We start from the raw sequence: 26,493 nt of genomic DNA, 5'->3' as shown, positions 1-26,493 counted from the left end.
TAATGCCAGAAACTTCCGCTTGAGGGTCTAGGTTTGAATTGTGGTTAATTACGCATTTGTTATCGCAGGTTCCGAAGCAACCGGCGGCGCCGGTATCCAGGTCGATCTGAAGACTTTCCAGCACTTAGATGTGTATGGCATTGGTGCCATCACATGTTTAGTGGCTTTCGACCCGAAAGATAATTGGAATCACCGCTTTGTGCCGGTTGATGCTCAAGTTATCGCTAATCAGATTGAGGCTGCCACTGCAGCGCATGACCTTGATGTAGTGAAAATTGGCATGCTGGGCACTCCCACCACCATTGAAACGGTGGCGACGGCTTTGGAAGCGAACAAATTCAAGCATGTCGTCTTGGATCCAGTGCTGATTTGCAAGGGCCAGGAGCCTGGCGCGGCACTCGACACGGATACCGCGCTGAGGGCTCGAGTGCTGCCACAGGCGAGCGTCGTCACGCCTAATAACTTTGAGGCAACCACGCTGTCTGGCATGGACAAGCTGGAGACCATCGAAGATCTGAAGGAAGCCGCTCGTTTGATTCACGAGCAGGGACCTCAGTATGTCGTGGTTAAGGGTGGAATTGACCTCCCAGGCGATGATGCAGTGGACGTACTTTTCGACGGCTCCGACTACCACGTTTTCTCTGAGCCAAAGATCGGCGACGAGCGTGTCTCCGGCGCTGGCTGCACCTTCGCGGCTGTCATTACCGCAGAGCTCGCCAAGGGCAGCTCGGTCGTTGATGCCGTGACCACCGCTAAGCGAGTAGTCACCCGTGCAGTTCATGACGCTGTTGCCTCCAACGCGCCATTTACTTCCGTGTGGTTGGCAGAAGACAACAAGTAGAAAACTTGAATCAAGCTCCCTTTTTGACGCGTTGAAAAACCGCAAAAAGGGAGCTTCACTATTTGTGTTTGGGTCAGATTTTACGCTCGCCACACGGCCATTGAAGAGGTTTGTGAGGTCATGGGTGTGCACCCCACTTAAAACGCATTCTGTGATGATATGGGCTTTGGGAACTGAGCAAGATTTTTCAGCCTTTTGTACAAGGCCAAACCAAGTGACCAGCAGAACGGGGTTTCTAGTTTTCCGTCACCTAGTTTGGTGATGAAAATACAAAAATTCCCTGGTCTTCACAAATGTGAAAACCAGGGAAATCATCTTTTAAAAACCGCTTAAACCAGCAATCCAATCACAAGGAATACCACTGCGAGCAGCGGGAACGCACCTTGCTTGACGGCTGCCCCACGTTTGTCAGGTGAGCTCAAGGCCAACACTGCAGCAGCGGCAAGCATGGAACCAGTACCAGCGAATGTGAGAGCTGCACCGATGCCAGTTGAACCAGCGAACAGGAACGCAACACCCACACCGGAAACTACGGCCAGGAAGAAATTGTAGAAACCTTGGTTGTAGGCCATTTCTTTAGTGTTTTCAGCATCGATTTGAGTGGTGCCGAAAACTCCGCGTGCTTTCTCTCCAGTCCAGGCGAATGATTCCATGTAGAAGATAAAAACATGCAGTAGAGCTGCGAGGATGGTGAAAACTGCTCCGATAATGATCATGTGAGATCCTTTAGAATCAGGGGCCTAATGGGTCTTAAACGTTTAGAAACGAATTAGCACTTTTCCGGCACGACCAGGCTCACTGGAAGCGCGAACGGCGGAGACGATGTCAGCGGCATCAAAAGTGGAATCAACTGGAAGGGTTAATGTCCCATCAAGTATGCGGGCAATGAGCTCGCCGAACAACTGGGTTTTCTTCTCTGCAGGCATCTCGCGGCTGACTTTACTTCCCCAGAAACCCTTCACCGTGATGTGCTTGAAAATCACAGGTCCCGAAGGAATTTCCATCACTGGGTTGCCCATTGCGCCGAAGGAAACGAGAGTACCGCCCTCGCCAAGCAGCTGGACCAGATCTGAGGCGGACGAACCACCGACAGAATCCAGCGCCACCGAAATATTGGCGCCACCAGTGATCTCTGAAACCTGCTTTTTCCAGTCTGGATTTTCAGTTGAAATGACCTGCGTGATCCCCTGGTCAGCAAGTTCTTCTACGCCAGCATCACGACGCACCAAGCCCAGCACATTAATGCCACGGGATTTTGCCAGCTGTGCGAGCATTCGTCCGACCGCACCGTTGGCCGAATTTTGAATCAGCCACTCCCCTGGCTTCATTTCCAAGAAATCTAGAAGGCTGATCGCACTGAATGGCATTGCCACGAGCTGAGCTGCGCTTTCATCGGAAAGCTGCGCTGGTACGGGAATCAAGCCGGAGGCGTCGATAAGCGCGTACTCCGCCCAGATGCCAAAGCTGGTGCCGGACGCAACACGCTGACCGACCTGCAAGCCTTCGACGCCCTCGCCCAGGGCGTCGACGATGCCGACTGCCTCGGTGCCTGCGGCGGCCGGCAGATCTGGGACGAAGCCGTAAGAGCCCTTCACGGTCCATAGATCGTGGTTGTGGATGGTTGCCAGCGTCACTCGAATACGAACCTGACCTGGGCCGGGATTAGGAATATCCTTCTCGGTGACCTGCAGGACGTCGGCGGGGTTGCCGAAAGTGTTGTGAGTGATTGCGCGCATGGTGGTGTTCCTCTCAGTCTAAAAACAGGGTATGTCTGTGGAACGTCGCACTTACTTATTACATTCCTGCCTCAATAAAAGACGTGGTCAACATAGTGCGGCTTGTGTCGTGCTTGTGCTTATCGACGCCTCGCTTCATTGGGCTAACGTTTCAGAAAAATCTATGCAACTTGTGCTGGGAGTGGGCTGGATTTTTTAAGATAGTTTCCGACTACTTTGCTTCAGTTTTTTCTCGAACCGGGAAATACCGCCCTAAGTATTCACGTAGACCGTCATCAACGATATGAAGGTACGTTCCCTTCATTCCTCGTGTCAGCAAGACTTTATAAATATTGGTGATGTAGCTAAAGAGGTCTGCTTCGGAAGTTATTTGACCACGCATTTTGTTGTTTGTTTTACCCTTGGCATCGAAATATTGGGTTTTGTCGATGAATAGGCCACGGTCTGCGGTGTATCGCAGATCCTTGCCGATAATGACTCCCGCATAGTTGAGGTCATAACCCTGAATTGTGTGAATGGAGCCGGATTCATGCACTGCGTTTTTGGAGTTCACCCAGTCCACTACTTTGGAATTCCATTGGAGCTGTACACCATCACCGAGATCAATATCGTAGGCTGATTTGTCGTTTTTACTTGCCCATTTCCACGCGTAACCAGCGACGATTCTGGATAAGCCAACTTTTATATCGTGCTGTTTGATGGTGTTGACAAACTCAGATGGAGAATCGATAATTTCAAGATCATAAGACTCAAAATTGAGTTTCTCAGTAGGTGGCAGATGAGAAAAGACTTGAGTCACGTATTCGATGTAGTCTTCCCCACCGAGGCTGCGCATTTGAGTATGCAGGCGGTACTTTCTGCTCTGAGGGGTTTGATCAAGAACTTCTTGGAACTCCTCTTGTGGAAGATCATTGGGGCGGATTGACTGTTCCATATCAAGCATCATGATGACGTGGCGGGATTTCTTTTTCAACCAGTCCAATTGAGACGCGTGAGGGTGTCGGCCGTCGAAAAGCACCTCGTTTATTTTGTTAAATCTTTTTGTTAATGCAGGTACAGACTGTGCAGAGTACTGATTGAGTCGGTGGGCTTCATCAACGATCAGGACATCAAATTGTTCTGGTGAATCGGCAGCGGTGAACGCGGAAAGTACCATAGTTTTGCTGAGCCCAGGGGTGGCGGCAAAGACTTTTTCTAGTGATTTACGAAGGGCCTGCTGCGGGACAATGATGCCGATTTTGAGGTCTTTAAAGCGTTCGCGGGTGCCTTCTAAGAAAAATTCTGAGAACATTTCATCGCCATCGATATCTTCACCATCGCGGAAATCGGAGATATCTTTGAGCAATTTCATGAGATAAACAGCGACAACAGTTTTTCCGGTACCAGGTGCACCTTGCACAAACGTCACCTGACCAGGATCAATGTCTGATACTAAATCCTCACTGAGGCCTTCAAGGATATCCATGACAGCAACTGCTTGGTCATTGTTTAACGCCTTGAATGGAGATAGTTTAAAGAGCTCGGAATTAATAATTTCGGGGATTGATCTCTGAAAAAGGCCTTCATTCCGCAGCTCTTCGAAGATCTCTTGGAAGGTATCGCGGTAGCTCTCCCTGCCGAAGTAGGCGGCGTCTGAAATACCCATATTGCGGTTGAGGACTTCATTTCGGCCATCGCCGAAAGCAAGGCTGATTAGGAAAGACTCGAGGTCGAGGCAGACAGATTTGTTGAAAGTGTCATCGAGAACCACTCTCACTGCTTTCAGATCATGCTCTTTCTTCCCGTCGAGGTGTTGTTTCATGCGATTGTTGAAACTACGGGACTCACCGATATAAATGCGCCCTAGTCCGCGAGCACTTTGCGCTGGACGGTTGAGAACATAAACAATAGGCCAGTTTTGAAGGCGCTGTTCAGAACGCGTCGATGTGAGCAAAGATTCGTCGAAATTAAATTGCTGAATTTCAAAGCTGGTCATATTTGTTGGCCTTTCCATATGCCTGCTCGACGGGATATTTTTCCTTTGTTATCTGCAGTTTTTCCAAAATAATGTCATTTGGGTCAACATCCAGCTTCATGGCCAGGAAATAACAATAAGTAAGAACGTCGGCTAGCTCGTGGCGGACATCTTTATTATCGAAGTCACCACTCCATTGAAAGCACTCGAGCAATTCTGCAGCTTCAATGCTGATGCTCTTTGCCAGGTTCTCTGAGGTATGAAATTTCCCCCAGTCGCGGTCTTTAGCAAATTCTTGCAGTTGTGCCAGAACCTGTTCAGTATTCATAGTTGATTATATTAACAAGGAAACTACTTCTGATCAGGGAATACTGATCTATTTCTGAATCTTATTGAAATGGTTAGTGTCCCTCTCTGTCAGGCTGGTTGTGGTTGCTTCACAACCAGCCTGACAGAGAGGGAGTTTCAACTTTTTCTCTGCTAATTAAGCTGTAATCCACTACTCTGGCGAACGCACCGCATTCTTGGTTGCTGGACGCTTCCGGTTTTCCGGGGTGTTTCCGATTGAACTGATGCGGATCGCATCGTGGCACGGCTCTTAATAGGGCTAAGTGGGTTCGAGTCCCGCACTCCTTTCTGACATAGAGTTTCCGTCTGCCGGGTTTATTCTGATGGTGGCCTGTGGTCCGGTCCTATATCCTGTTCTTTTAAAGTTCAGGGGACGCGCCGATGCCCCGCTGCTGTTAGATCCCGGTGGCGGTGACTCGCTATTAAAGGCTCTGTAGGTGTTTTCAATGGGAATTTTTCGTTCGCGTTCAGCTGCAATGGGTTGGTCTATGTATGCGCCTGGTCAAGCGGTTCCGGTAGCAGAGTGGCAGAGCTCGGCGGTGCGCTCCCCTGTGCCACAAGTAGGTTTCACGGTGCTTCGGCAGCGTGATGGTGAAATCTCACGGTTGAAGGGGCGGGAGTTTTCTCGGCTTGGGGATCAATTCCGTCAGGTAGATCTGCGGAGGCGATTGATTCAGATTCACCCGCAGTCTATTCCCACTGCTGATGCGATGTCTGTGACTATTACGTTGGCTTTGACTGCAAGCACTCTTGATCCGGTGAAGTTTATTGCTGATTCGCAGAATCCGGAGGAAGAGATCTACTTGGCAGCTCAGATTGCATTGCGTGAGATGGTCGTGGCTATGCCGTTGGAAGATTTCATTGGCGTGCGTATTGATTTAGAGCCGGTGCTTGCCGCTGCTCAAGCTGCTGCGAAGAATGTTGGCGTGGAAGTGTCTTCTGTATTGCTTAAGGATTTGAATCTCCCACGCGAGTACTCGGGAGCGTTGCAAGAGTCGATTGTGGCGAGAATCCAAGCAGAAACTGATTTGGAACGTGCTCGCAATGAGGTGAAAACTACTCGTGCTCGCCTGGCAAGCGCGAAAGTGTTGGAACAAAACCCAATTTTGGCCAAGATTCGGATGCTGGAAGCTCTTCCTCCAGGATCCACCATTGAGGTTCGCGACGGAGATTCCAAGACTTAAAGTTGCCAATTTCAGTACCCTCCACGGCACCGAAATGGCACCGAAGCAGTACTGAAGCAGCATCGGAACGGGCTAATTTTAATACATCCACACTGTAGAAAAGCCCTCTACACAGGCCATGAAAAGCCTAGATTTATAGATTTTTCAGAGATATCTAAAACCGTAATCAATTTGTAATCAACCCCCGCTCACCTGCAAGGGCGTGGGGTATTTTTGCATTTATGCAGCTCCCAGACCTGAAATTGATCTGACTTTCACCCCTAAGCCCTACTAAAGTTGTTCAATGTTGAAAAAGAGGTGGTGTTTCCACTTCGCTTTTATAGGCAAAGCTTTAAGGAGTTTTACAGGAAGACGGAAGCATCGCTCGAGGGTGTGTTGGATGAAGAAAATCCAAAGTTCTAAGGAACCTGCACTCAAAAAGAAGACGAGAGGTTTTACTCGTGAGCCCGATTCGCTCAAAAAAGAAAATCAAAGACGAACCACGATTAACAGTTGAAGATGTAAATGTTGTTCCTCCGAAAAAGATCCGCCCTGCCATTAAAGGCACTGTGGTGGGTAACTTTATGGAGTGGTACGACTTCGGTATTTATGGTTATTTAACAGTCACAATGACCGCGGTGTTTACGCAAGGTCTGCCGGAAGAGTGGCAGCTGCTGGCCGTGATGTTCGGTTTCGCGGTGTCCTATTTAGTACGTCCCTTGGGTGGTCTTGTACTTGGACCATTAGGCGACAAGGTAGGCCGTCAGAAGGTCCTTTATGTCACCATGGCCATGATGGCGGTGTCTACTGCGCTGATTGGCTTGCTGCCGACGGCGGCGTCGATAGGCGCTTGGGCTTTGGTGCTTTTATATCTGTTGAAGATGATCCAGGGCTTTTCCACCGGTGGTGAATATGCAGGTGCAACCACATATGTGGCAGAATTTGCGCCGGATCGCCGTCGTGGCTTCTTTGGTTCTTTCCTAGATATGGGCTCTTACTTGGGCTTTGCTGCAGGTGCTTCCGTCGTTGCGATCACTACTTGGGTGACCACGCATTTCTATGGCGCTACTGCCATGGAGGATTTCGGTTGGCGTATTCCATTCCTGACGGCAATTCCATTGGGCATCATCGCTGTTTATCTGCGTACCCGAATCCCGGAAACTCCTGCGTTTGAAAATAACCAGGATGGCGAAGATGCTGTCCTGGAAAAGGATTCTGACGATCCTTATGCACGCCTTGGCTTGATGGGCGTGATCCGCCACCACTGGCGTCCACTGCTGATCGGTATTGCAATTGTTGCAGCAACGAATACTGCAGGTTATGCCCTGACTAGTTATATGCCGGTGTACCTAGAGGAGCAGATTGGTCTGCACTCTGCATCTGCTGCGGCGGTGACGGTCCCAGTTTTGGTTGTGATGTCTTTGCTCTTGCCTTTCGTGGGCAAGTGGAGTGATAAGGTGGGCCGCAAGCCTGTGTATGCAACGGCTGTGGCTGCGACGTTGATCTTGATGGTTCCTGCCTTCATGATCATGAATATCGGCACAATCGGTGCGGTGCTGATTGCACTGTCCATGGTTGCGATCCCAACTGGTTTGTATGTGGCGCTGTCTGCATCCGCACTGCCGGCACTGTTCCCAACTGCATCACGTTTCTCCGGAATGGGTATTTCTTACAACATTTCGGTGTCGCTGTTTGGTGGCACTACCCCGCTGATCACCCAGTTCTTGTTGCAAAAGACCGGCCTGGATATCGTGCCAGCGTTGTACATCATGTTCTTCTCTGCAATCGCAGGTATTGCCTTGTTGTTCATGACTGAGTCTTCACAGAAGCCTTTGCTTGGTTCATTCCCCACTGTGGAAACCAAGTCTGAGGCAGTAGAGATCGTGAAGAATCAGGATGAAGATCCCAATATTGATCTTTCCCATATGCCGTTTCCCGATGAGGAAACCATAGAACCGGAAAAGCAAAACGCATAACCTCAAAGCCCGCTGATAGGCGGGCTTTTTTGGTGGCTGGCGGCGTCGAAAAGTGCTTATCGACGGTGGCTATGTTGAATTTCGTACTTCGCTTTAACGTGTAGTTAGAGAGAATGATTCTCTGAGATTTGGTTAATCATCCAAATATTGGAATAGAGTCAGGTAAGGGGGTAATGGATTCTTCAGGAGTATGGGGGCAGAAGGTTGATGTGTAGATAATATGATTACACGACCTTTACATCGGACTTCCATTTGTAAGGTGAGTTACTGCCGTAATTGATCGCGACGCATGACGTGAGAATCCTGAAAGAAGTGTAGATGTATAAAGGTAAAAGAGCACTGGTTTTTGGGGCAGTTGCACTGTTATTTCTTGCAGGATGTGGATCTAGCGAGACTATCGACCAGGAAGTTTCTTCAAATTCACTAGCAGTCTCGTCTTCAGAGGCTCCTAAGTTGCCACAGGCCAACGAAGCTGTAGAAGCTCCTGGAGTGACTTTGATTGTAGACGGTGTGTCGGAGATGGAACTTTTAATGCTCCATGCTGACGGGTGGGAGCCAGGTACCAAGCCTCAAGAACAGCTAGATGCTCCTGAAGGGGGACGGTTTGTTACGGTTGCCACCACGGTAGAAAATGCAGGGTTAGTTTCGTGGGATTTGACCTGTGGTTTTGCAATTCAAGCACACGTCTTTAGTGATAAGGGACAGCGGTATGACCCCGTCGATGACCTCTATCGCATCCCTGGCAATCCTGGATGTAACGATGATCTAAATCCTGGTTTTAGTCATACTATGATCTGGTCTTTTCCGGTCCCAGATGACGTTAAGATCATTCATTTTGGATTTGCGGATCCTGAAACTCACTACGACGATTTGACCATGATTGATATCAGTAGTGCGAAGTCAGCTCCGATAAGTGCTGAGGTCACATCAACTGCCAGTAAAGTGACAACACCACCAACGAATGAAGTTATAGACATTGTGGAAGAAACTAGCTCTGTTCCTCAAAGGCCGCCTTTTATGGATCCTGAGGATTTTGACCCCTATGGGCCATTGAGGTTCGTGGAATGTTGGGAAAGCAATGCCGCTGTTATGTCGGATGGTTCGATTGTTACTGACACAATTAACTGTGCTCCTGAAATCGAGGTTTATGAAGAGCCCTTACGATCTGATGGATGCGTAGGGCCAGCTGCAGTATGTGGTTATTACGATGAGTATGGAAATGCGATTTGGTTCGACAAAATTACTGGTGAAACTTCCCCTCGATATTATGATCAATTTGGTAATCCCACGATGGAGGCTCCGTAGCTCTTACTGTTTCTAGGTGGGCAGGATTTATTGCTTTATCCAGCCTCAAAGCCCGCTGATAGGCGGGCTTTTTTGGTGGCTGGCGGCGTCGAAAAGTGCTTATCGACGATTCCTCCTACCGGAATCTGTCGCAAATTAACCTCACTATAGTGCTGGTTCATTTACGCTCAGGGGAATCCATATTCATTCCTCCAGAAAGAATTCACCACTATGCGTTATGAGTCAGCTGTAGATTTTGATGCCATTGAGGCAATTGATGTTCACGTTCATTATGAAACCGATACATGCGATCACCACTCCTTGCCGCAGGAATATATGGATGCATCTGCTGCGTATTTCAAAGGTGGCGAACGCATTCCTTCCATCGATACGATTGCCGATCTTTATCGCAAACTAAACATGGCTGCTGTCGTATTCACGGTGGATGCACGCACTCAGCTTGGTCATCTTCCTAACTCGATTGATGATCTGGTTGCCGGAACCCAAAAGCATAATGATGTGCTGATTCCATTCGGCAGTGTTGATCCTCGCACGGGCCAAGATGCGATTGATGAGGCAATCCGCCAGGTAGAAGAGCTGGGTGTGTGGGGCATGAAGTTCCACCCGTCTCTTCAAGGTTTTGACCCTTCTGATCCGCAGTATCGCCCACTGTGGAAAACAATTTCAGATTTGGGAGTCACCGCTCTTTTCCATACTGGACAAAATGGAATCGGCGCCGGCATGGCAGGCGGTGGCGGAATAAAGCTGGGATACTCCAACCCATTGCTTCTTGATGATATCGCTGCCGAGTTCCCAGAACTGCGCATCATCATGGCACATCCTTCTGTGCCATGGCAGGATGAAGCGAACTCTATTGCGATCCACAAATCTAATGTGTTCATTGATCTTTCAGGTTGGCGACCAAAGTACTTCCCACAATCTTTGGTGGGCTACATGTCTAATATGCTTTCGGACAAGGTGCTTTTCGCTACGGATTACCCTTTGCTTGCTCCAGAAAGGTGGCTTGCTGATTTCGCAGAGCTACCAATCAAGGATGAAGTGCGCCCGAAAATCTTTAAGCAAAACGCTATGCGTGCGCTCGGGTTGAAATAGCTATGTCTTCCCAAGACTCTATGTCAGCGCCAGTGGAATCAGTAGATCGTGCTCTCCGACTGCTCATTTACTTGCGTGAGAATGATTCCATCTCAGTTAAAGAGGCAGCGGAACATCTAGACATTGCTGCCTCCACTGCGCATAGATTGCTCTCCACATTGGCTAGGCGTGACTTTGTTGTGCAGGATTTCTCCCGCCGTTATCGCCTAGGCAGGATGGTCTTGGGAACGGAGAAGAGCATTATCAGTGAGGCTGATCTGCGTGCTGCTGCCATGGATCCCATGACAAGGCTCCAACAAGCCGTTCGGGAAACTGTGCAGGTGATGGTGCTAAAAGGCGGAAATATCCGCTTTGTTGATGGTGTTGAGCCGGATACTATTTTGCGAGTCACACGCAGAGCTGGTGATGAAATGCCAGCCTTTGTTTCTTCTGGCGGAAAAGTGATTCTTGGTCGTTTGTCTAACCAAGAAGTGGAAGAAATCTATCGGCGCGGTCTGATCGAATGGCCTACGCGTAAAGTTACATCGCTGAAAATGTTGAAGCGAATGCTCACTCAAGTGCGAAGAAATGGATATGCCTTGAGCGTGGAAGAAACCGAGCAGGGAGTTGTGGGCGTCGGAGTATGCATTCTGGGAAAGGATGCACGTCCGCTTGGAGCCTTGACGCTGGCAATACCTGTTTCCCGTTTCGATAGGAACCGTCTTACAGAGTATGTGGAAGGTTTAAAAACGGCTGTTGCAGAAGTGGAAGCGACACTTCTATCAAGCTAAACCGTTGCGCATTCCTCTATGGGGAATACATAACGAAATAGGGTAATAAGACAAGCTCAGGGCACTTTTTCAAGTGCCCTTTTGGCATTTTTAGGGGTGTGTAAATCGGAAAATCATGGTTGCTAATTCCTTTGTGCGGAACCTGTATCAGATGAAGTGACATACAGATCACACCCTGCCTATGATTCCTCTCACATTGTTTCGCAGATGAAGTTTCAGTCATATTATGAAGGGTAGGAAGTCACCGTGACCGCAACAATCCAACAGTCAACGCGGGGCCCAGAGCAGATCCTTGCTGAGGTTCGCAACAACAAAATGTCTCAATTCCAGATCATCACCGTCACCATTGCTTTGATGATGGTCATTTTGGACGGCTTTGAAGTTGGCATCATGGCCTTCGCCGCTCCACAAATTCAAGAGCAAATGGGAATTAGCTCAGATATCTTAGGTTATGTGCTCAGCGGAAGCCTCTTCGGTATGGCTATCGGCTCAATTTTCCTCACACCATTGGCAGACCGTTTTGGTCGACGCCCCCTCACCTTGGCAATGCTGGCACTGATCGTCTTAGGCATGGCCCTTACGCTGACTGCACCTTCCGCCGGATGGCTGATTGCATGGCGTATCCTCACCGGCCTGGGTATTGGCGGAATGATGGCAAACCTTAATGCATTGGTTGCGGAATATTCCTCTGATAAACGCCGCACCACGGCCATTGCTATTTACGCTGCTGGTTACCCAATTGGTGCAACCATCGCAGGATTCATCGCTCGTCCTTTGATCCCCGAGTTCGGCTGGCACTCCATGTTTATTGCAGGCACCATTTTGGCTGTACTGGCTCTTGTCGCCGCATTCTTCCTTCTTCCTGAGTCCTTGGATTACCTCTTTGGTCGCCGACCAGCAGGCGCACTTGAGCGGGTAAACACCATTTTGACCAAGATGAATCTCGCTCCTTTGGCTTCCCTTCCAGAAGTACAAGTTGATGAAGAGAACCGTGTCAGCACCAAGAACACCATCCGCGATATCCTCTCCCCGCCGACCCTTCGTCTCACCATCGCATTGTGGGTTGGCTATGCACTACTTGTTGCTGCGTATTACTTTGCCAACACCTGGATCCCAACCATTTTGACCAACGTCAGTGGTGATCCACAATTGGGCAATGCCATGGGTATCGGTGCAAACCTCGGTGGCGTGTTGGGCTGCTTCGTCTTCGCAGCGCTAGCAATGCGCTTTAGTGGCCGTCACCTTCTTTTCCTCACGCTGTTTGCTGCAGCAGGCGCTTACCTTGTTTTCGGCATGGTCTTTAGCATCATCCCAGTAGCAATTATGGTCGGTTTCGTTCTGGGTGTTCTTACTACTGGTGGCATCGCAGGTTTCTACGCAGTGGCACCAACCATCTACTCTTCTCGCTCCCGCGCCACAGGAATCGGCTGGATGATCGGCATCGGACGGTTGGTTTCCGTAGCCGCCCCGATCATCGTTGGTTATATCTTGGCTTCTGGCGCTGCTCCTGAAAAAGTCTTCCTTTACTTCGCTGTCCCACTGCTGATCTCTGGCGCAGCCGCTCTGACTCTGCTGTTTGGTCGCTCCACAGCAACCCTCGCTGACTAGATAAATTCGTAGAATACCTCGGAGGTCCTCTCATCATGTCCACTGCACTTGTACATTCTGTCCAGGAAGCCCCAATCACCTGGTGCCCTACTTCGGAGCAAATTTATAACTCCAAAATGGCAGATTTTTCTCGCTACTCTGAAGTTCAATTCGGACGTTCACTGCCTGATTTTCGGACCCTCTTGGAGTGGTCAGTAACTGAGGTCGCAGAGTTTTGGCGCTCCATTCAGACCTACTTTGATATCATTGGTGAAGGTTTTGATGGCACCGAGGTGCTCAAAGAGCCGGTCATGCCCTTTGCTTCTTGGTTCCCTGGCGCAAAGTTGAACTTCGCTGAAAATGTGCTGCGCCATGCACACAATCCGCTGATGTCTCATGAAACTGCAATTTTCAATGTTGCAGAAGACGGCAGCCATACGGAATTAACGTGGGCACAGTTGGAATCACAGGTGGCATCGCTAGCTGCCACCTTTATTGAACTCGGAGTAGAGCCTGGCGATCGTATTGCTGCAGTACTGCCCAATATCCCAGAGGCTGTGATTGGTCTGTTGGCGGCAGCCAGTGTCGGTGCGGTGTGGACTATTAACTCTCCAGATTTGTCTGCTGAGGCTAGCGTGCGCAGAGTCAAGCAGCTAGACCCTAAAATCTTGGTGGCTAGCGATGGATATGTTTTTGGTGGTCGGAACATTGAGCGACGTGAGCACACCGCCGAGGTGGAAGCCGGACTTCCTTCCATTACTGCAACAATCCTGGTACGCACTTTAGAAGCTGATCGGGACCCTGGAACTATGTCTCTCACCGGCCAGAAGCGTCTTACTTTTGATCGTTGTGTGGCTAAGCGCACCACCCCAGCATATAAGCGAGTGGGCTTTAATGATCCGCTGTGGATTCTATTTTCCTCCGGCACCACTGGTGAACCAAAGGGCATCGTGCATGGGCATGGTGGCATGGTTTTGGATGGGCTGAAAAATATTGGCCTGCACCAAGATATCGGTCCAGGAGATGTTTATTATGTTGCGGCAAACACCTCGTGGATGGTGTGGAACACCCTTGTGCAAAACCTCTTGGCTGGCGCTGCAATTGTCACCTATGCGGGATCGCCGAAAGTGACGGGCAAGGATCATCACTTCCAGATTATTTCAGATTTCAAAGTCACCATGTTTGCCACCGGCGCGGCTTATTTGACCATGGTAGAAAAAGCCGGAATTGATCCTCAACGTGGCCGTGATTTTTCTGCATTGCGCTCTATTTTGTCCACTGGTTCCCCACTTCCACCAAGCACCTGGCGCTGGGTTCACGAAGCAATTAAAGCTGATGTGCACTTGGGATCAGATTCCGGTGGCACAGATATTTGCGGTGGATTCTTAGGATCTAATCCCATGGAACCCGTCCATTTGGGTTATTTGCAAGGTGCTCTGTTGGGTGTCGCGGTGGAAGCACACGATGAAGATGGGCACGCAGTTCTGGGGCAAGTAGGCGCCATGGCTGTGACCAAGCCGATACCTTCCATGCCTGTGATGCTGTGGGGTGATGAAGATGGAAATCGCTACAACTCCTCTTATTTCACTGCAGGCGATGGCATTTGGATGCATGGTGATTGGATTACTCGAACCTATGATGGTGAGTTCATCGTTCATGGACGTGCTGATGCAACCTTGAACCGTCAGGGCGTGCGTATCGGACCTTCGGATATTTATGATGCTTTAACTGAGATTGAAGAACTCGAGGATTTCCTCGTTCTTGGCATTGAAGAGGATAACGGCGGGTACTGGATGCCATTGTTTGTTGTTCTCGCCGAGGGCGCAGAGCTTGATGATGTACTTCGTGACCGTATTTGCACCACGTTGAAAACTCGTGCCAGTGCTCGCCATGTGCCTGATGAAATCATTGTGGCGCCGGAAATTCCGGTTACACACACTATGAAGAGGCTTGAAGTTCCTTTGAAAAAGGTCTTTAGTCCACGTGTTGCAGGACGGGAATTGAATCCAGATTCCGTGAAAAATCCGGAAGCTTTAGCGTGGTTCCGGGAGTACGCTCGGCAACGAGCAGCGGCTTAAGTAGAGAAAGGTTAGTAAGAAATAATGACGCAACAACGAGTCCTTATTACAGCAGGCGCCGGCGGTATCGGATGGGCAATTGCTGAGGCATTTTTAAATTCCGACAGCTTGGTTCATATCGTTGATGTGAACCCTGAAGCAGTGGCGAAAGTATCGGGCACACATCAGAATTTAAGTGCCAGCATCGGTGATGTTACTTCCCGGGAAGATATTGCTGCGCTTGCTAAAGATCTGGAAAGCCGTTGGGGCGGACTCGATGTTTTGGTCAGTAATGCTGGTATCGCTGGCCCTACTACCCCAGTTGAAGAATATGATGCTGAGGCGTGGGATGCCGTGGTTGGTATTAACCTGACGGGATCATTTAATGTTGTGCAACATTTTGTGCCACTCCTCAAAGCTTCAGGGAATGGCGGTTCCATTTTGGTGATGTCTTCGCTGGCTGGTCGTTTTGGCTATGCCAACCGCATTGCTTATTCAGCAACCAAATGGGGTCTGGTTGGTTTTACCAAGACGCTTTCTTTGGAGCTTGGGCCACACGGCATTACCGTTAACTCGATTCATCCAGGCGCAGTGAATGGTCCGCGTGTTGATCAGGTCTTTGAAGGCAGGGCTGCAGTTTCTGGACGGAGCGTGGAAGAGGAACGGGAAGCTGGATTGAGTAACCAGTCCATTAAGAAATTTACGGACCCCGAGGATATCGCGGCGTTGGCTGTATTCTTGGCTGGCCCACATGCAAGAACTATTTCCGGTCAGCAATTCCCCATTGATGGGGATTCGAAGGCCGCGCAATAAAAACAGCTAGATGCTTGTCGACGAACCCTGCGGGGTTGTGGGGACATGAACCATGGCGATGTTTCACGTGAAACATCGCCACCCGACTCCGTTTATCTTTTAAACCAGCGGTCCAAATGTAAATGTTTCACGTGAAACATTGAGAAGTATCGAGAAATGAAAAACGCTCCACACCCATCTGGTGTGGAGCGTTTTCTCACTCTCTTATCTCTTGAAAGCGTTCACTACGTAGTCCCAGATTCCTGGAACGAAGGCAACCGCTGCACCCGCCAAGGCAGCAGCGCCTGCAAAGAATCCTGCAACTGCTCCCCAGAGTCCAGTGGATGAAGAACTGCCGTTGGAGCTACCGGAAGTGGGGCCCTCACCAAGCGCTTCTTCCCCAGCAATGAAGGATTGCACTGGAGAAATTTCGGCACCTCTGAAAGGATCTTCTGAGCGAACATACCAATCATGGCGTCCTTCGGAAACCGCGTTCCATACGACAGAAGCGACTGCTCCTGAAGGAACATCTTGAACAGTGCCAATCTCGTTGGAGGTGAGGAAATCTGCACTGAAGGAATCGCTAATGAGAGTGCGGCCTTCTGGTGTGATGCCAAGCTGCTCGTAGGAGATGTCGAACTCTTGGTAGAGATTTGGATTTTCTGCCGGTCCCATGAGGGAGGCTTCTTCTGAGTTGTAATCCTCCAATGATGGTGAGTAGGTGCGTACCATCATTTTCTGTCCTTCATTATCAAAGTGCATGAGGCGCAGATATCCCTGTCCACCTTCTGGCAAGCCTTGGTAATCAAAGAGCATGGACGTGACAGTGCGGTCATCTACTCCGTCGCCGTCATCGTCAAAGGAATCTGTGCGCTGGTAGGCATCGTGGTAGTGCCCGGACATGATCATGCGAACGTTGGGATTGGTTCCCGCAACTTCATCAAGGATGCGTTGTGGAATTGGTCCAAGGCCACCGGTGGTGAGCATGAACTCGTGGAGGTTGAGGATTGCCACGCGTTCAGGGTGCTTGGCCAAAACTTCATTCATCCATGCGATTGCGTCATCGTCTGGAGCCCAGCCCATGGCAACGTTGATGAAGTCGATTCCGCCTGCGGAGAACAGATCATAATGTCCCCTGTTGTCGCGGTATGACTCGGTGTACCAAGGGTTGTCTGCATAACGCTGTTCGCCAAAGTGGCGGCTGAATTCGGTAAAATCATCGTTTGCATGGTCCACATCGTGGTTACCGGCCAGGACAGAATAAGGTAGACCAGCTTCGTCGAGTCGCTGGTATTCAGGATTGGCGGCAGCCCATTGTTCTGGCTGATCCCAGTTATCTACAACATCGCCGGTGTGGAACAGAAACTGAATATTCTTGTTCTCTCGCTCGGCAAGGATGTAATCATGAATCTTGGTTTGGTGTTCGTGGAATTCCTCATTGTAGTACTGGGTGTCGGATTCCCAAGCCAGGGTGAAATCGTAGTCAGATCGAGGAACGTCCTCTGCATGCGCCGGGGTGACGGCGGAGGCCCGGGTGCTCAAATCAGCGCCAGCGAAACCTTCTGAATGTTGGATCAGGACGGTGACAGTGCCGTCGATAGCGTACTCGGAGGCATTGACGATGCCCTGCAGCTTGAACTCTTCTTGGGCATCGCCAGTGAGGTGTCGATCTAGCTCGACCCAAGATGTGCCATTGAAAACATACATGATTACTTGCGCTCGGCTATCGGCGGCGCCAGCCCAATTCAGTCGCACGTCGGTGTCATCGGCGAGCTCTGCTGCTGCGTCGACCTCGAAGAGCTGATACGGCAATGCGGTGTCTGAGGCTACTTCCAGGCTCAGCCCATCAGCGGTGCCGGCAAGCTTATCGACGTCTTCCTGTGACAGTGCTTTAGCTTCTTTACGTTGAATTCCTGCCGCATTTTCTACCGCTCCGGAGGAGGTGCGAATTCTTCCGCTTGCCAATTGTGGAGTGTCGGCTTCCAAAAATGTCATGGTCACGGCATCGCCGCTTGGGTCGGTTGCTCGAGCCGAAAGGGTGACATCGCCGGCATCGACAGTAGCGCCATGCGAAGGTGCATAATCGCCGCTGATCGGGTTTTCATCAGGGGTGCTGAACGTGATGGTTTTTTCAGTACGGTTGCCCACTTCATCTTCGGCGCGAATAACCAATGTGTGTTCGCCTTGATTGAGTGCAAGTGATCCAGTGGCCAGTGGAAGTTCCACGCGCTCACCATCGAGCAATGTTTCAATTGTTTTTAGACCCGCGCCAGCATCGTCTGCTTGTGCATCGATGTTGACAGTTCCGCGAAGCTCTTGGCCGTCTTCGACTCCGGTGACATGAAGCTCTGGGCCGGTGTTATCCACGCGGACCGTGCGGCTGATGCTCTCCCCTGCTGCCTTGGAAATGGTGATGTTGTGATCGCCATCTGCAAGCTTGGTGGTATCCCAGGTGTGGGAAACGCCAGTAAAGGAATCTTCGGGAAGCTGGAAAGTGGCGTCAATGAAATCAAGCTTTCCAGCGCTGTCTCCCATGTTGAGCCATGCGTTGGAATCTGAGATTCCTGCGGGGGTCAGTGTACGGCCATCGGGGAGGATGAGGCGGAGGTTCCTGATTTGGAAATCATCATTGTTCTCATTGAGATCAATGCCCGGGGCGGCTTTAGTTCCGGCATAGACGCTGACGGTGAGGCTGCCGTCTTCATTGATGTGATAGAGCGGAACTGCGGTGGAAATGGTTTCGATTCTGGAATAGGTGCCTTTATCAAAGATGTGGAGTTCTTTCTCACCAGCGAGGATGCCGTTGCGGAAGAATACATCAGTTTGGGTTACTTCCATGGCAAAGGTGGGAGCCGCCGACAAGCTGGAGCGCGTAGGCGCTGGGGCGTCGTCGATAAGCAATTCAAGCTCGTCGCCGAAGGTATCTGAAGCGCCAATGATATCGGTGGTGCCGCTGACCCATTGGTTTTCTTCCAAGTTCAGGCGCAGCGGATCGGTGTTGGCGCCGTCGACCGTGATGCGTACAGGCTCTGTGGTGGTGTTGTTGAAGCCGTCGGTGACGCTGAGGCTGTATTCAAACCAGGACTTGCCAGTGAGATCGGCGGCCGGAAGTTCCCAGCTGAAGGTGCCGTCTTCATCAATGAGGTTGACCTGAGTAGCCTCTTCGCCAGCACTCGATGTCACCTGCAACGTGGCGGTACGCACCGCGATGTCATCGGTGATGTTGAAAGAGAAGGTAAATGGCTGGCTTGGATCGATGCTCTCAAGAGTATTGTCCACGATGGTTGGCGCAGAGCTATCCGCAACAACGGAGATGAGTGTGCTTGGAAGTTGCACAGCATGCGCGCTGCCTGGAGTAGGGGCACCACTGCCGATTAGTGTTTGTTTGAGTAGATCTGCCTCATCGACGCCGTAATGTAGGCCTTCATTAGCTTTGACATCAGATGCCCCAGCCATGTTGTAATAAGCGCGGTTGACGATGTGTCCGGTGTTGGTTTGGATCTGCATGCCACGCGCAGAGCCGTTGGCCATACCGCCCGAAGAAATCTCCACGAGATCCTTACCGGCTTCAAGGTTAGTGCCATATTCCGCATTGAAATCTGCCGCGGTAGAGCTATCATTTGGACCATTCTTTACCCAGAACACCAAAGACTTTCCAGGCTGAATAACAACATCGCCAGGTTCTGCAGCCCACACGGCCGTGTTGGTATTGGTGAACTCATCCTGAGGGTAGAGATAGTTCAAGGTGAAGTTAGAGAAATCGACAGGCTCATCCGTTGTGTTGCTTACTTCGATGTATTCAAAGCCATCGGAACCGCCAATGTTTGTGGAGTTGGCCATCAGCTCAGTGATGATCAATGGAGCAGCATTTATCGGCGATGTTAGCCCATCAAAGAGAGAATCTGTTGGATCGACAGGAAGTTCTGGCTCCACGGGAAGCTCTACTCCACCGGGGATTAATTGATCAGCAGTGACCACACCTGGAGTCGGATCTGTTTGGGTGCGCACAGCAGGGCTTGCCTGTTCTCCCAGTGCTGGAACTGCAAAATCAATTCCCTTTTGTACTGCTGCGCTGCCTGCTGGGTAATGCGCCCACTGCGAAACTTCATTGTTGTAGAGGATTCGGATGCCACGGTTACCACCATTGGCAAGACCTGCTTGGCCCGTCGCGCGGAAGATCCGTGCAGAGGAATCCATGTCATAGAAATCACGGAATTCCTGTTCACTCAACGCTGAGGTGTCTACTGTGCTTGAGGTGTATTCCATCCACACTACGATTGTTTCACCGGCAGCCACGGTGACAGCCTCGCCCAGGGATAGAGGATTATCGCGTGTAGTGTCCGCGGCATCATCATAGGAATAGGCAAAGGTGTACTCCCCTTCCCCAATGGTAACGGGTGCGCTACCTGTGTTGTGTACTTCAAAGAATTCGAAGTTGTCATAGCTGGTGTTGTCCGGAAGGATTTCCGTCACGACCAAATCGGAGGGAACTTCAGCAAGAGCCTCCACCGAATTCAACAGATCAGCATTTTCCTGCGCAAGCACCATATGGGTGCTGGTTAGTGCAAGAGCCGTTGTGGTTGCAGTGGCAGCTATGGCAATCCGTAGGCCTAGTTTTGAAGTTTTCACGATTTTCCCTCAGGTCCAATTTTTCAGTTACTAGCATTGCGTGTGGACAACACGTGGAAAAGAGAAAACCTCATCCGGCCAAACTGGCGGGAAGAGGTTGAGAGATCTCCAAGTGAAAGCATGTCCTGCACCTGGCAGATAGATTAGAGTTTTCTTATTAAATTCACATGAACTGTGGGCGAAATGAGTATGACTTTTGGTGGAGCGGGTTAATTTTTAAGGCCATCGGAGGAAAAACGCCCTCAAGGCAATTTTAAGGGCATATATGACCTTAAATGACTTCCATCATGGGTGTCACCTTAAACGCTCGCTAGACGCCAATCTGGGAGGGGTGTTTTGAGGCGAGTGGGTGAAAAAATCAAGATAGGGTTGGGATTAGTGGCCTCCCGCGCTATTTTGCTTTTCGACGTCTCCCCCTCGGACGGCAATGTTTCACGTGAAACATTGCCGGTTTCACGTTTCACCTTTAGTGGACGCAGATGATCTAAGCTATTCAAAACCCTTCCCTTAACTAGAAGAGCTATAAAGCATGAATCTTAAAGATATGAAGGCGGCAGAAACTCGTCGAAAATTTATCGACGCCGCTCACGAACTCTTCCTGAAGCAGGGATATGGAGCAACGTCGATGAACCAGATTGCCCAAGCTGCTGGCGGTAGTCGCGCGAATCTCTACCTACACTTCCGCAATAAGCCAGATCTGATGATGGCTAAAATGCGCGAAATTGAGCCTGGTGTCCGTGCGCCTTTGCTCAAGGTTTTTGAACTTGAAGAACCAACTTTCGAATCAATCTTGGGTTGGTTGAACACCATGTCGGAACTGTGGAAAGAATATGCCATGGTGTTCGGGGCTATGGAACAGGCTATGGCAGAAGACTCAGCAGTCGCTGATGAATGGCTCGCCATGATGCAACGCCTCAGCTTGTCCGTTCCGGAATTGGCAAAAAATGAGGAACGTCGCATTCAATTCCTCGCCAGTCTCATGAGCTTGGACAGGAATTTCTATTTCCTTTATGTCCGCGCTCAAGATGCCAACGAGGAATTGGTGAAACAGGCAGTAGCCCGACAGTGGCTCACTGTGTTTGAAAAACCCTAACGAGCAAGCACTAGCTTCGGGCAGGTGCCTTGAGCTCGAGACACACAGATCATCAGGGTTTCGTTTGCCTCTTGCTCATCGTCGGTGAGGATGGAGTCACGGTGCTCCACTTCTCCGGAGGTGATTGTCGTTTCACATGTGCCACAGGTTCCGGTCTCGCAAGAGGAGATGACGCTTAAGCCTTCGCGCTTTGCTGCCGTCAAAATGGACTCATCGGCACCAACAGTAAACGTCTTTCCGGAGGTGGTGAACTCCACCTCGAATTCCTGATCTTCACCGGTGCGTTCAATGACCTTCGGAGCAAAGCGCTCTAGCCGCAAGCTGCCCTTTGGCCAGTGGGCAGATTGAGATTCAACAGCCTGCAATAATCCTTCAGGCCCACAGCAGTAGATCAAGGTACCTTCAGCAGCGGTGCCAAGTACTGCTTCTAGATCCAAATGCCCAAGCTCATCTTGAGGAACCAACTTCACGCGATCGCCGTAGCCCTCCAATTCATGAAGGAATGCCATGGAGGAACGAGACCTGCCACCGTAGAGGAGTGTCCATTCCTTACCGATGCGTTCAGCTTCTTTGATCATCGCAAGGATTGGAGTGATGCCAATGCCTCCGGCGATGAAGAGGTAACGCTCCGCATCCACGAAACGGAAATTATTTCGTGGCCAGGAAACCGTGATGGAGGATCCGTCGATAAGCAAATCATGAACCGCAGCTGAGCCGCCACGTCCGGCAGGCTCGCGCAAGATACCCACTCGGTAGGCATTGCGATCTTCACAGTCTGAGGACAGTGAATACTGGCGTGTGAACTCACCGATATGTAAATCCACATGTGCGCCCGGTTTCCACTTAGGTAGTTTTCCCCCATCGGGATGAACCAGCGTGAGAGAAATGACGCCCTCGGATTCCTCCACGCGCTGCGCAACCTTCAGATCTAGAGTGCGGATTGTGGTTTGCTGAGAGCGTTCGATATCTGCAAGATCCCAATGGACGTTGAGGGAACGGCGTGCTGGAAGAAGAGCCATGCGTACGAAATCCAAAGAATCTGGATCATCGACGGTAATTGAAGGAAGGCGCTCAAACAGTACCTTCAGGCCAGTTGCCCCCTGCACGCGTGCCAGAGGATTACCCAAGCACTTATGTCGGCCAGTGGAAAAGGCCAAGTGATCTTCTGGCTCTTGGCGGTGAATATCAAAGTCAAAAGGATTGTCCTTGAAATCTGGATCAGTGTTAACCGAGGACAGTGCGACCCACACCATGTCGCCCTTTTTGATGGATGCGCCACCAAGCTCGATATCGATCATCGCCTGACGGGACGCGAAGGTAGAGGATGGACGACGGCGCACAGTCTCTTCGAACACACGAGGCCACAACTCCGGCTCCAAGAGTGCATCCTCCAACGCTTCTGGTTGTGCGTTGAGGAAGAGCAAAGCATTGGCCATTGCCTGCGCCGTGGTGTCAGTGCCTGCTGCACAGAACTCGGTGAGGTGGATGGCAATTTGATCAGCATCCAGAACAAAGTTGCCCTGCTCATCTTTTTGAGAAGCCATGATAGAGATGAGATCAAGCTCGGTGGAATCACGGCGTGATTCAATAACTTCACGCAGTTTCAGATTTCCTGCCACATAACGTGTCCAGACCTGAGAACGCATCGGCTCAGGCAGAGGCTCTTGGGCAGATGCGAGGACCGCGAAGAAATCATCACGAAGCTCGCGGATCTGAGTATCCCAGGAGTAATCCAAACCCATGTGAGCAAGCAAAGTTTGAGTGGTCAATTCCAAGCAATAATCTTCCAAGAGGTTGCCGGAACCGTTGTTTTCAAATTTATCGATGATGCGGTGCGCGCGTGCCTCAATTTCTGGAGCGAGCGCATCCATGTTCTCTTGCAAGAAACCCAACTGGGCAACACCGCGAGCTGTTGTATGCCCCTGCGGATCAGAACCCACCAGAACGCGGGAGATCAATTCGCTAGAAATGACATCCTGGAATTCCTCTGGAACCTCAATGAGCCCAGCGTTTGCAGCTGAGGAAAACTGCTTCCAATCCCCCAACACCTTGAGTGCATCCTGGTGGCGCGTGACCATCCACGCATTGAGGTATGGGTAGAAAAATGTTGGGGTCTCATCTCGGAACTCTGCAAAGTGCGCAGCGGGATCCTTGTAATAAGCATCGCCCATGGCATCAAAGCCAGCTGCGAAAGGACAACGGCTTGGTGCAGCAGGAGCTGGATTATCAACAGTTAAGGTTCCTGCTTGGGAAGCTGCATTCATTGCATTGATAGCGGCTGCGGAACCAACTTTGTGTGTTTCTTGAGAAGACATGAAAAGAGTCCTTTACTTAAGGGCTAGTTGTGGGGGTCTCGCCGGAGGGAGGCGTCGAGAAGCAAATTTTTAAGCGAGGTACGCGCCACCGGAAGGCGACAAAATCTGGCCGGTGTAATGAGCGCCGGCATCTGAAGCGAGGAACACCAACGTTTCCGCGATCTCCTCTGGCTCAGCGAGCCGCTTGAGTGGTTGCATGGAAAGCAGCGCCTGCACATGATCCTCACCGGATTGGGTGAGCAGCGCGGTGTTGATCCCGGCCGGGGCAAGAGCATTGACGCGGATATTAAACGGCGCAAGCTCGCCAGAAATAGACCGAGTCATGCCCACGATGGCCGCTTTTGATGCCGGATAATAAGCAGGCATGGGCAGCCCGACGAGACCAGCGACAGAAGCAAAGTTAACGATGGCTCCCCCATCCGCAGCTTTTAATAGTGGCGCTGCGGCTCGAATTGCGTAGAAAGTTCCGTTGACATTGATCTGCATGACGCGATCAAAATCTTCATCGGGAATCTCAGAAAGAAATTCAGGATGGTACGGCTGACCATTTTTCATCGCATCCAGCATGGAATGGTTGATGTTGTCTAGCCATTCGGTTGCACGACGATTGGGAGTATTCACTCCGGCTGCGTTGATCAGTGCGTGGATTTTTCCCTGCTCATTAGCAATGCGGGAAAAGGCTTCATTGACCGCAGCTGAATTGGAAATATCGAGTGCAATGAGATGCGCATGTGGCTCTGCCTTGAGTTCTTGGTTCAGATTGTCTTCTGAGATATCAAGGGCATAAACAGTTGCGCCTTCTCTTAAGAATGCCTTTACAGTGGCTAGTCCCATTCCGGATCCTGCGCCAGTGACTACTGCAATCTTATTTTTGAGACTCATTTCAATTTCCCTTCCAACTGTGTTCCATGGCACTTTTTATGTTGTCGCCCACTATGCCGTAGTTATTAGACACCTGTCTAGTGAGGTTTTTGAAAACTTGAATAGGGTGGCATTTTCCGTCTTTATCCACCCTATTCCGGGGTTGTTTTTTGATTTGATGGACTTAACTGCAGGGGTTGCTGATCGGCGTATGTGGGAAACGGGAGGGTGCTCAAGCAGGTCGGGGTTGATTGGAATGTTTCACGTGAAACATTTCCAGACTCCCTCATCAGCTGGTTGATGCTTGGGGGTTTTAAAGGGGGCTCTCATGAGGGCTTTAGGGGTCCCAGAATTGGAAATGTGCTTTTGGGTGGAGGAAAATGGAAGTTATGAACACCGACACAACTCAAGACGGTGTGAGTCCCGAGTCTTCAGGCCCTAATCCAGGGTCCGAGACGGCGGACGCTCACCACGAAAAACAGTTCTTCGGCCAGCCTTGGGGGCTGGCAAATCTATTTGGCGTAGAAATGTGGGAGCGTTTCAGCTTCTACGGCATGCAGTCCATCCTCGCCTTCTACTTGTACTACTCCACCACCAATGGTGGATTGGGAATGGATCAAGCAGCAGCGCTGTCTATCGTGGGCGCCTATGGCGGCTTCGTCTACATGACTTCCCTTGTTGCATCATTCCTTGCGGACCGAGTTTTCGGATCAGAGCGTACACTCTTCTACTCCGCCATCATCGTGATGGTTGGACACCTCGCCCTGGCCTTGGTTCCAGGCTATGTGGGCCTCTCGATCGGCCTTGTCCTCATCGGTCTAGGATCTGGTGGCGTTAAGACCGCCGCGCAGGTGGTGCTGGGACAGCTTTACTCTCGCACGGATAGCCGCCGCGATGCAGGCTTCTCCATCTTCTACATGGGTGTGAACCTCGGTGGTCTTTTCGGACCACTGATCACCAACGCTATTTGGGGTTGGGGTGGCTTCCACTGGGGCTTCGGTATCGCAGCGTTCGGTATGGCACTTGGTCTGATCCAGTACGTTGCAATGCGCAAGACCACCATCGGTGCGGCTGGGCACGATGTCCCTAACCCACTCCCTAAGAACCAATACCTTCCATGGCTCTTGGGCGTAGTCATTGTTGTTGCAGCTGTTGTCGCTTTGGTGGCAACTGGCGTGATCAAGCTGGAATGGCTCTCTAACATCACCGCTGCCATCGCCCTGATTGCGGCAGTTGCACTGCTGGTTCAGATGTATTCCTCCCCACTGACCACCGCGAAAGAAAAGTCTCGCCTTCTGGGATTCATCCCAATGTTTATTGGTGGCGTGCTTTTCTTCGCTATCTTCCAGACACAGTTCACCGTCCTTGCGGTTTACTCCGATACCCGTTTGGATCGCCACTTCCTCGGACTTGAACTACCTCCAGGACTGATCAACTCCTTCAACCCGATCTTCATCATCATCTTCTCGGGTATCTTTGCTACCTTGTGGACAAAGCTTGGCTCCAAGCAGTGGTCTACCGCTGTGAAGTTCGGTATCGCCAATATCATCATCGGCTGTGCACTGTTCTTCTTCCTGCCTTTCGCAGGCGGTGCAGAGAACTCCACCCCAATGCTGTTGATCATTTGGGTCTACTTCCTCTTCACCATTGCAGAGCTGCTGCTCTCCCCTGTTGGAAACTCCCTGGCTACAAAGGTTGCTCCAGAAGCCTTCCAATCCCGCATGTTCGCCGTGTGGTTGATGGCAGTATCCATGGGCACTTCTCTCTCCGGCACCCTGGGTGGTTACTACGATCCAACCAATGCAGACGCTGAAAAGATTTTCTTCATCGCTGTTGGTGTCGCTGCAATCGTTATTGGTATTGCGATCATTGCATCGAAGAATTGGGTACTCAAGAAGTTCATTGATGTTCGCTAAAAGCTCAATCTGCTAAAAGATCTATCTGTTAAGAATTTTGCCCGTTAAGAATTTTTAA

General features: G+C 50.6%; 18 protein-coding genes. 11 read left to right on the top strand and 7 right to left on the bottom strand.

Annotated features, from left to right (window positions below; genetic code table 11):
- Window positions 1–40 precede the first annotated feature (40 nt).
- Window positions 41–841: a bifunctional hydroxymethylpyrimidine kinase/phosphomethylpyrimidine kinase gene (gene thiD / locus ccrud_RS13855; protein ID WP_066569196.1), complete on the top strand. Its 801-nt coding sequence runs from the start codon at window positions 41–43 to the stop codon at window positions 839–841.
- A gap of 329 nt (window positions 842–1,170) precedes the next feature.
- Here the strand turns inward: thiD and ccrud_RS13850 are convergent, their stop codons facing one another.
- The 4 genes from ccrud_RS13850 to ccrud_RS13835 form a co-directional block, all read right to left on the bottom strand.
- Entirely contained in the window at window positions 1,171–1,557 is a 387-nt protein-coding gene (locus ccrud_RS13850; protein ID WP_066569192.1) for a DUF1304 domain-containing protein, read from the bottom strand.
- Between the two features lie 42 nt (window positions 1,558–1,599).
- A complete protein-coding gene (locus ccrud_RS13845; protein WP_066569184.1) occupies window positions 1,600–2,577 on the bottom strand; it encodes a zinc-binding dehydrogenase in 978 nt (325 codons plus the stop codon).
- A 211-nt stretch (window positions 2,578–2,788) separates the two neighbouring features.
- Window positions 2,789–4,552 carry a DUF2075 domain-containing protein gene (locus ccrud_RS13840; protein ID WP_066569180.1) on the bottom strand — a complete coding sequence of 588 codons (1,764 nt, stop codon included), beginning with the start codon at window positions 4,550–4,552 and terminating at the stop codon, window positions 2,789–2,791.
- Window positions 4,539–4,859, bottom strand: coding sequence for a nucleotide pyrophosphohydrolase (locus ccrud_RS13835; protein ID WP_066569178.1), 321 nt, complete (start codon window positions 4,857–4,859; stop codon window positions 4,539–4,541). The genes ccrud_RS13840 and ccrud_RS13835 overlap by 14 nt, the downstream gene beginning before the upstream one ends.
- 466 nt (window positions 4,860–5,325) lie before the next feature.
- Between ccrud_RS13835 and ccrud_RS13830 the strand changes: the two genes are divergently transcribed.
- From ccrud_RS13830 to ccrud_RS13795, 8 genes are all read left to right on the top strand, one after another.
- Window positions 5,326–6,063 carry a slipin family protein gene (locus tag ccrud_RS13830; protein ID WP_066569176.1) on the top strand — a complete coding sequence of 246 codons (738 nt, stop codon included), beginning with the start codon at window positions 5,326–5,328 and terminating at the stop codon, window positions 6,061–6,063.
- Between the two features lie 440 nt (window positions 6,064–6,503).
- Window positions 6,504–8,018 carry an MFS transporter gene (locus ccrud_RS13825; protein ID WP_066569173.1) on the top strand — a complete coding sequence of 505 codons (1,515 nt, stop codon included), beginning with the start codon at window positions 6,504–6,506 and terminating at the stop codon, window positions 8,016–8,018.
- A 318-nt stretch (window positions 8,019–8,336) separates the two neighbouring features.
- A complete protein-coding gene (locus ccrud_RS13820; RefSeq protein ID WP_066569172.1) occupies window positions 8,337–9,323 on the top strand; it encodes a hypothetical protein in 987 nt (328 codons plus the stop codon).
- Window positions 9,324–9,533: 210 nt separating this feature from the next.
- Window positions 9,534–10,415, top strand: coding sequence for an amidohydrolase family protein (locus ccrud_RS13815; RefSeq protein ID WP_066569171.1), 882 nt, complete (start codon window positions 9,534–9,536; stop codon window positions 10,413–10,415).
- A gap of 2 nt (window positions 10,416–10,417) precedes the next feature.
- Window positions 10,418–11,185 carry an IclR family transcriptional regulator gene (locus tag ccrud_RS13810; protein WP_066569170.1) on the top strand — a complete coding sequence of 256 codons (768 nt, stop codon included), beginning with the start codon at window positions 10,418–10,420 and terminating at the stop codon, window positions 11,183–11,185.
- A 246-nt stretch (window positions 11,186–11,431) separates the two neighbouring features.
- Window positions 11,432–12,793 (top strand): MFS transporter, encoded by a 1,362-nt coding sequence (locus tag ccrud_RS13805; RefSeq protein WP_066569163.1) that lies wholly within the window; start codon window positions 11,432–11,434, stop codon window positions 12,791–12,793.
- A gap of 35 nt (window positions 12,794–12,828) precedes the next feature.
- Window positions 12,829–14,850, top strand: coding sequence for an acetoacetate--CoA ligase (locus tag ccrud_RS13800; RefSeq protein WP_066569160.1), 2,022 nt, complete (start codon window positions 12,829–12,831; stop codon window positions 14,848–14,850).
- A gap of 24 nt (window positions 14,851–14,874) precedes the next feature.
- Entirely contained in the window at window positions 14,875–15,642 is a 768-nt protein-coding gene (locus ccrud_RS13795) for an SDR family oxidoreductase (protein WP_066569157.1), read from the top strand.
- A gap of 204 nt (window positions 15,643–15,846) precedes the next feature.
- Here the strand turns inward: ccrud_RS13795 and ccrud_RS13790 are convergent, their stop codons facing one another.
- Window positions 15,847–20,250, bottom strand: a complete 4,404-nt coding sequence (locus tag ccrud_RS13790; RefSeq protein WP_066569153.1) for a lamin tail domain-containing protein — start codon at window positions 20,248–20,250, stop codon at window positions 15,847–15,849.
- Between the two features lie 529 nt (window positions 20,251–20,779).
- Here ccrud_RS13790 and ccrud_RS13785 point away from each other — a divergent pair.
- Window positions 20,780–21,343, top strand: a complete 564-nt coding sequence (locus ccrud_RS13785; RefSeq protein ID WP_066569151.1) for a TetR/AcrR family transcriptional regulator — start codon at window positions 20,780–20,782, stop codon at window positions 21,341–21,343.
- On the opposite strand, the gene ccrud_RS13780 is transcribed toward ccrud_RS13785, so the two are convergent.
- Window positions 21,340–23,658 (bottom strand): cytochrome P450, encoded by a 2,319-nt coding sequence (locus ccrud_RS13780; protein WP_245670297.1) that lies wholly within the window; start codon window positions 23,656–23,658, stop codon window positions 21,340–21,342. The two genes, ccrud_RS13785 and ccrud_RS13780, sit on opposite strands and share 4 nt — an antisense overlap.
- Before the next feature lie 69 nt (window positions 23,659–23,727).
- On the bottom strand, window positions 23,728–24,540 hold the full coding sequence (locus tag ccrud_RS13775; RefSeq protein WP_066569149.1) for an SDR family NAD(P)-dependent oxidoreductase: 813 nt from the start codon (window positions 24,538–24,540) through the stop codon (window positions 23,728–23,730).
- Between the two features lie 368 nt (window positions 24,541–24,908).
- Between ccrud_RS13775 and ccrud_RS13770 the strand changes: the two genes are divergently transcribed.
- Window positions 24,909–26,435: a peptide MFS transporter gene (locus ccrud_RS13770; protein WP_066570047.1), complete on the top strand. Its 1,527-nt coding sequence runs from the start codon at window positions 24,909–24,911 to the stop codon at window positions 26,433–26,435.
- The last annotated feature ends 58 nt before the right edge of the window (window positions 26,436–26,493 follow it).

The sequence above is a fragment of the Corynebacterium crudilactis genome, from assembly GCF_001643015.1.
Classification (GTDB): domain Bacteria; phylum Actinomycetota; class Actinomycetes; order Mycobacteriales; family Mycobacteriaceae; genus Corynebacterium; species Corynebacterium crudilactis.
This window is presented reverse-complemented; position numbering and strand designations above follow the sequence as displayed.

What these genes read in the sequence shown, in the direction of transcription:
- ccrud_RS13850 (WP_066569192.1), bottom strand. Translation starts at nt 1,557, where the DNA reads ATGATCATTATCGGAGCAGTTTTCACCATCCTCGCAGCTCTACTGCAT.
- ccrud_RS13845 (WP_066569184.1), bottom strand. Translation starts at nt 2,577, where the DNA reads ATGCGCGCAATCACTCACAACACTTTCGGCAACCCCGCCGACGTCCTG.
- ccrud_RS13840 (WP_066569180.1), bottom strand. Translation starts at nt 4,552, where the DNA reads ATGACCAGCTTTGAAATTCAGCAATTTAATTTCGACGAATCTTTGCTC.
- ccrud_RS13835 (WP_066569178.1), bottom strand. Translation starts at nt 4,859, where the DNA reads ATGAATACTGAACAGGTTCTGGCACAACTGCAAGAATTTGCTAAAGAC.
- ccrud_RS13830 (WP_066569176.1), top strand. Translation starts at nt 5,326, where the DNA reads ATGGGAATTTTTCGTTCGCGTTCAGCTGCAATGGGTTGGTCTATGTAT.
- ccrud_RS13820 (WP_066569172.1), top strand. Translation starts at nt 8,337, where the DNA reads ATGTATAAAGGTAAAAGAGCACTGGTTTTTGGGGCAGTTGCACTGTTA.
- ccrud_RS13815 (WP_066569171.1), top strand. Translation starts at nt 9,534, where the DNA reads ATGCGTTATGAGTCAGCTGTAGATTTTGATGCCATTGAGGCAATTGAT.
- ccrud_RS13810 (WP_066569170.1), top strand. Translation starts at nt 10,418, where the DNA reads ATGTCTTCCCAAGACTCTATGTCAGCGCCAGTGGAATCAGTAGATCGT.
- ccrud_RS13800 (WP_066569160.1), top strand. Translation starts at nt 12,829, where the DNA reads ATGTCCACTGCACTTGTACATTCTGTCCAGGAAGCCCCAATCACCTGG.
- ccrud_RS13795 (WP_066569157.1), top strand. Translation starts at nt 14,875, where the DNA reads ATGACGCAACAACGAGTCCTTATTACAGCAGGCGCCGGCGGTATCGGA.
- ccrud_RS13785 (WP_066569151.1), top strand. Translation starts at nt 20,780, where the DNA reads ATGAATCTTAAAGATATGAAGGCGGCAGAAACTCGTCGAAAATTTATC.
- ccrud_RS13780 (WP_245670297.1), bottom strand. Translation starts at nt 23,658, where the DNA reads ATGTCTTCTCAAGAAACACACAAAGTTGGTTCCGCAGCCGCTATCAAT.
- ccrud_RS13775 (WP_066569149.1), bottom strand. Translation starts at nt 24,540, where the DNA reads ATGAGTCTCAAAAATAAGATTGCAGTAGTCACTGGCGCAGGATCCGGA.
- ccrud_RS13770 (WP_066570047.1), top strand. Translation starts at nt 24,909, where the DNA reads ATGAACACCGACACAACTCAAGACGGTGTGAGTCCCGAGTCTTCAGGC.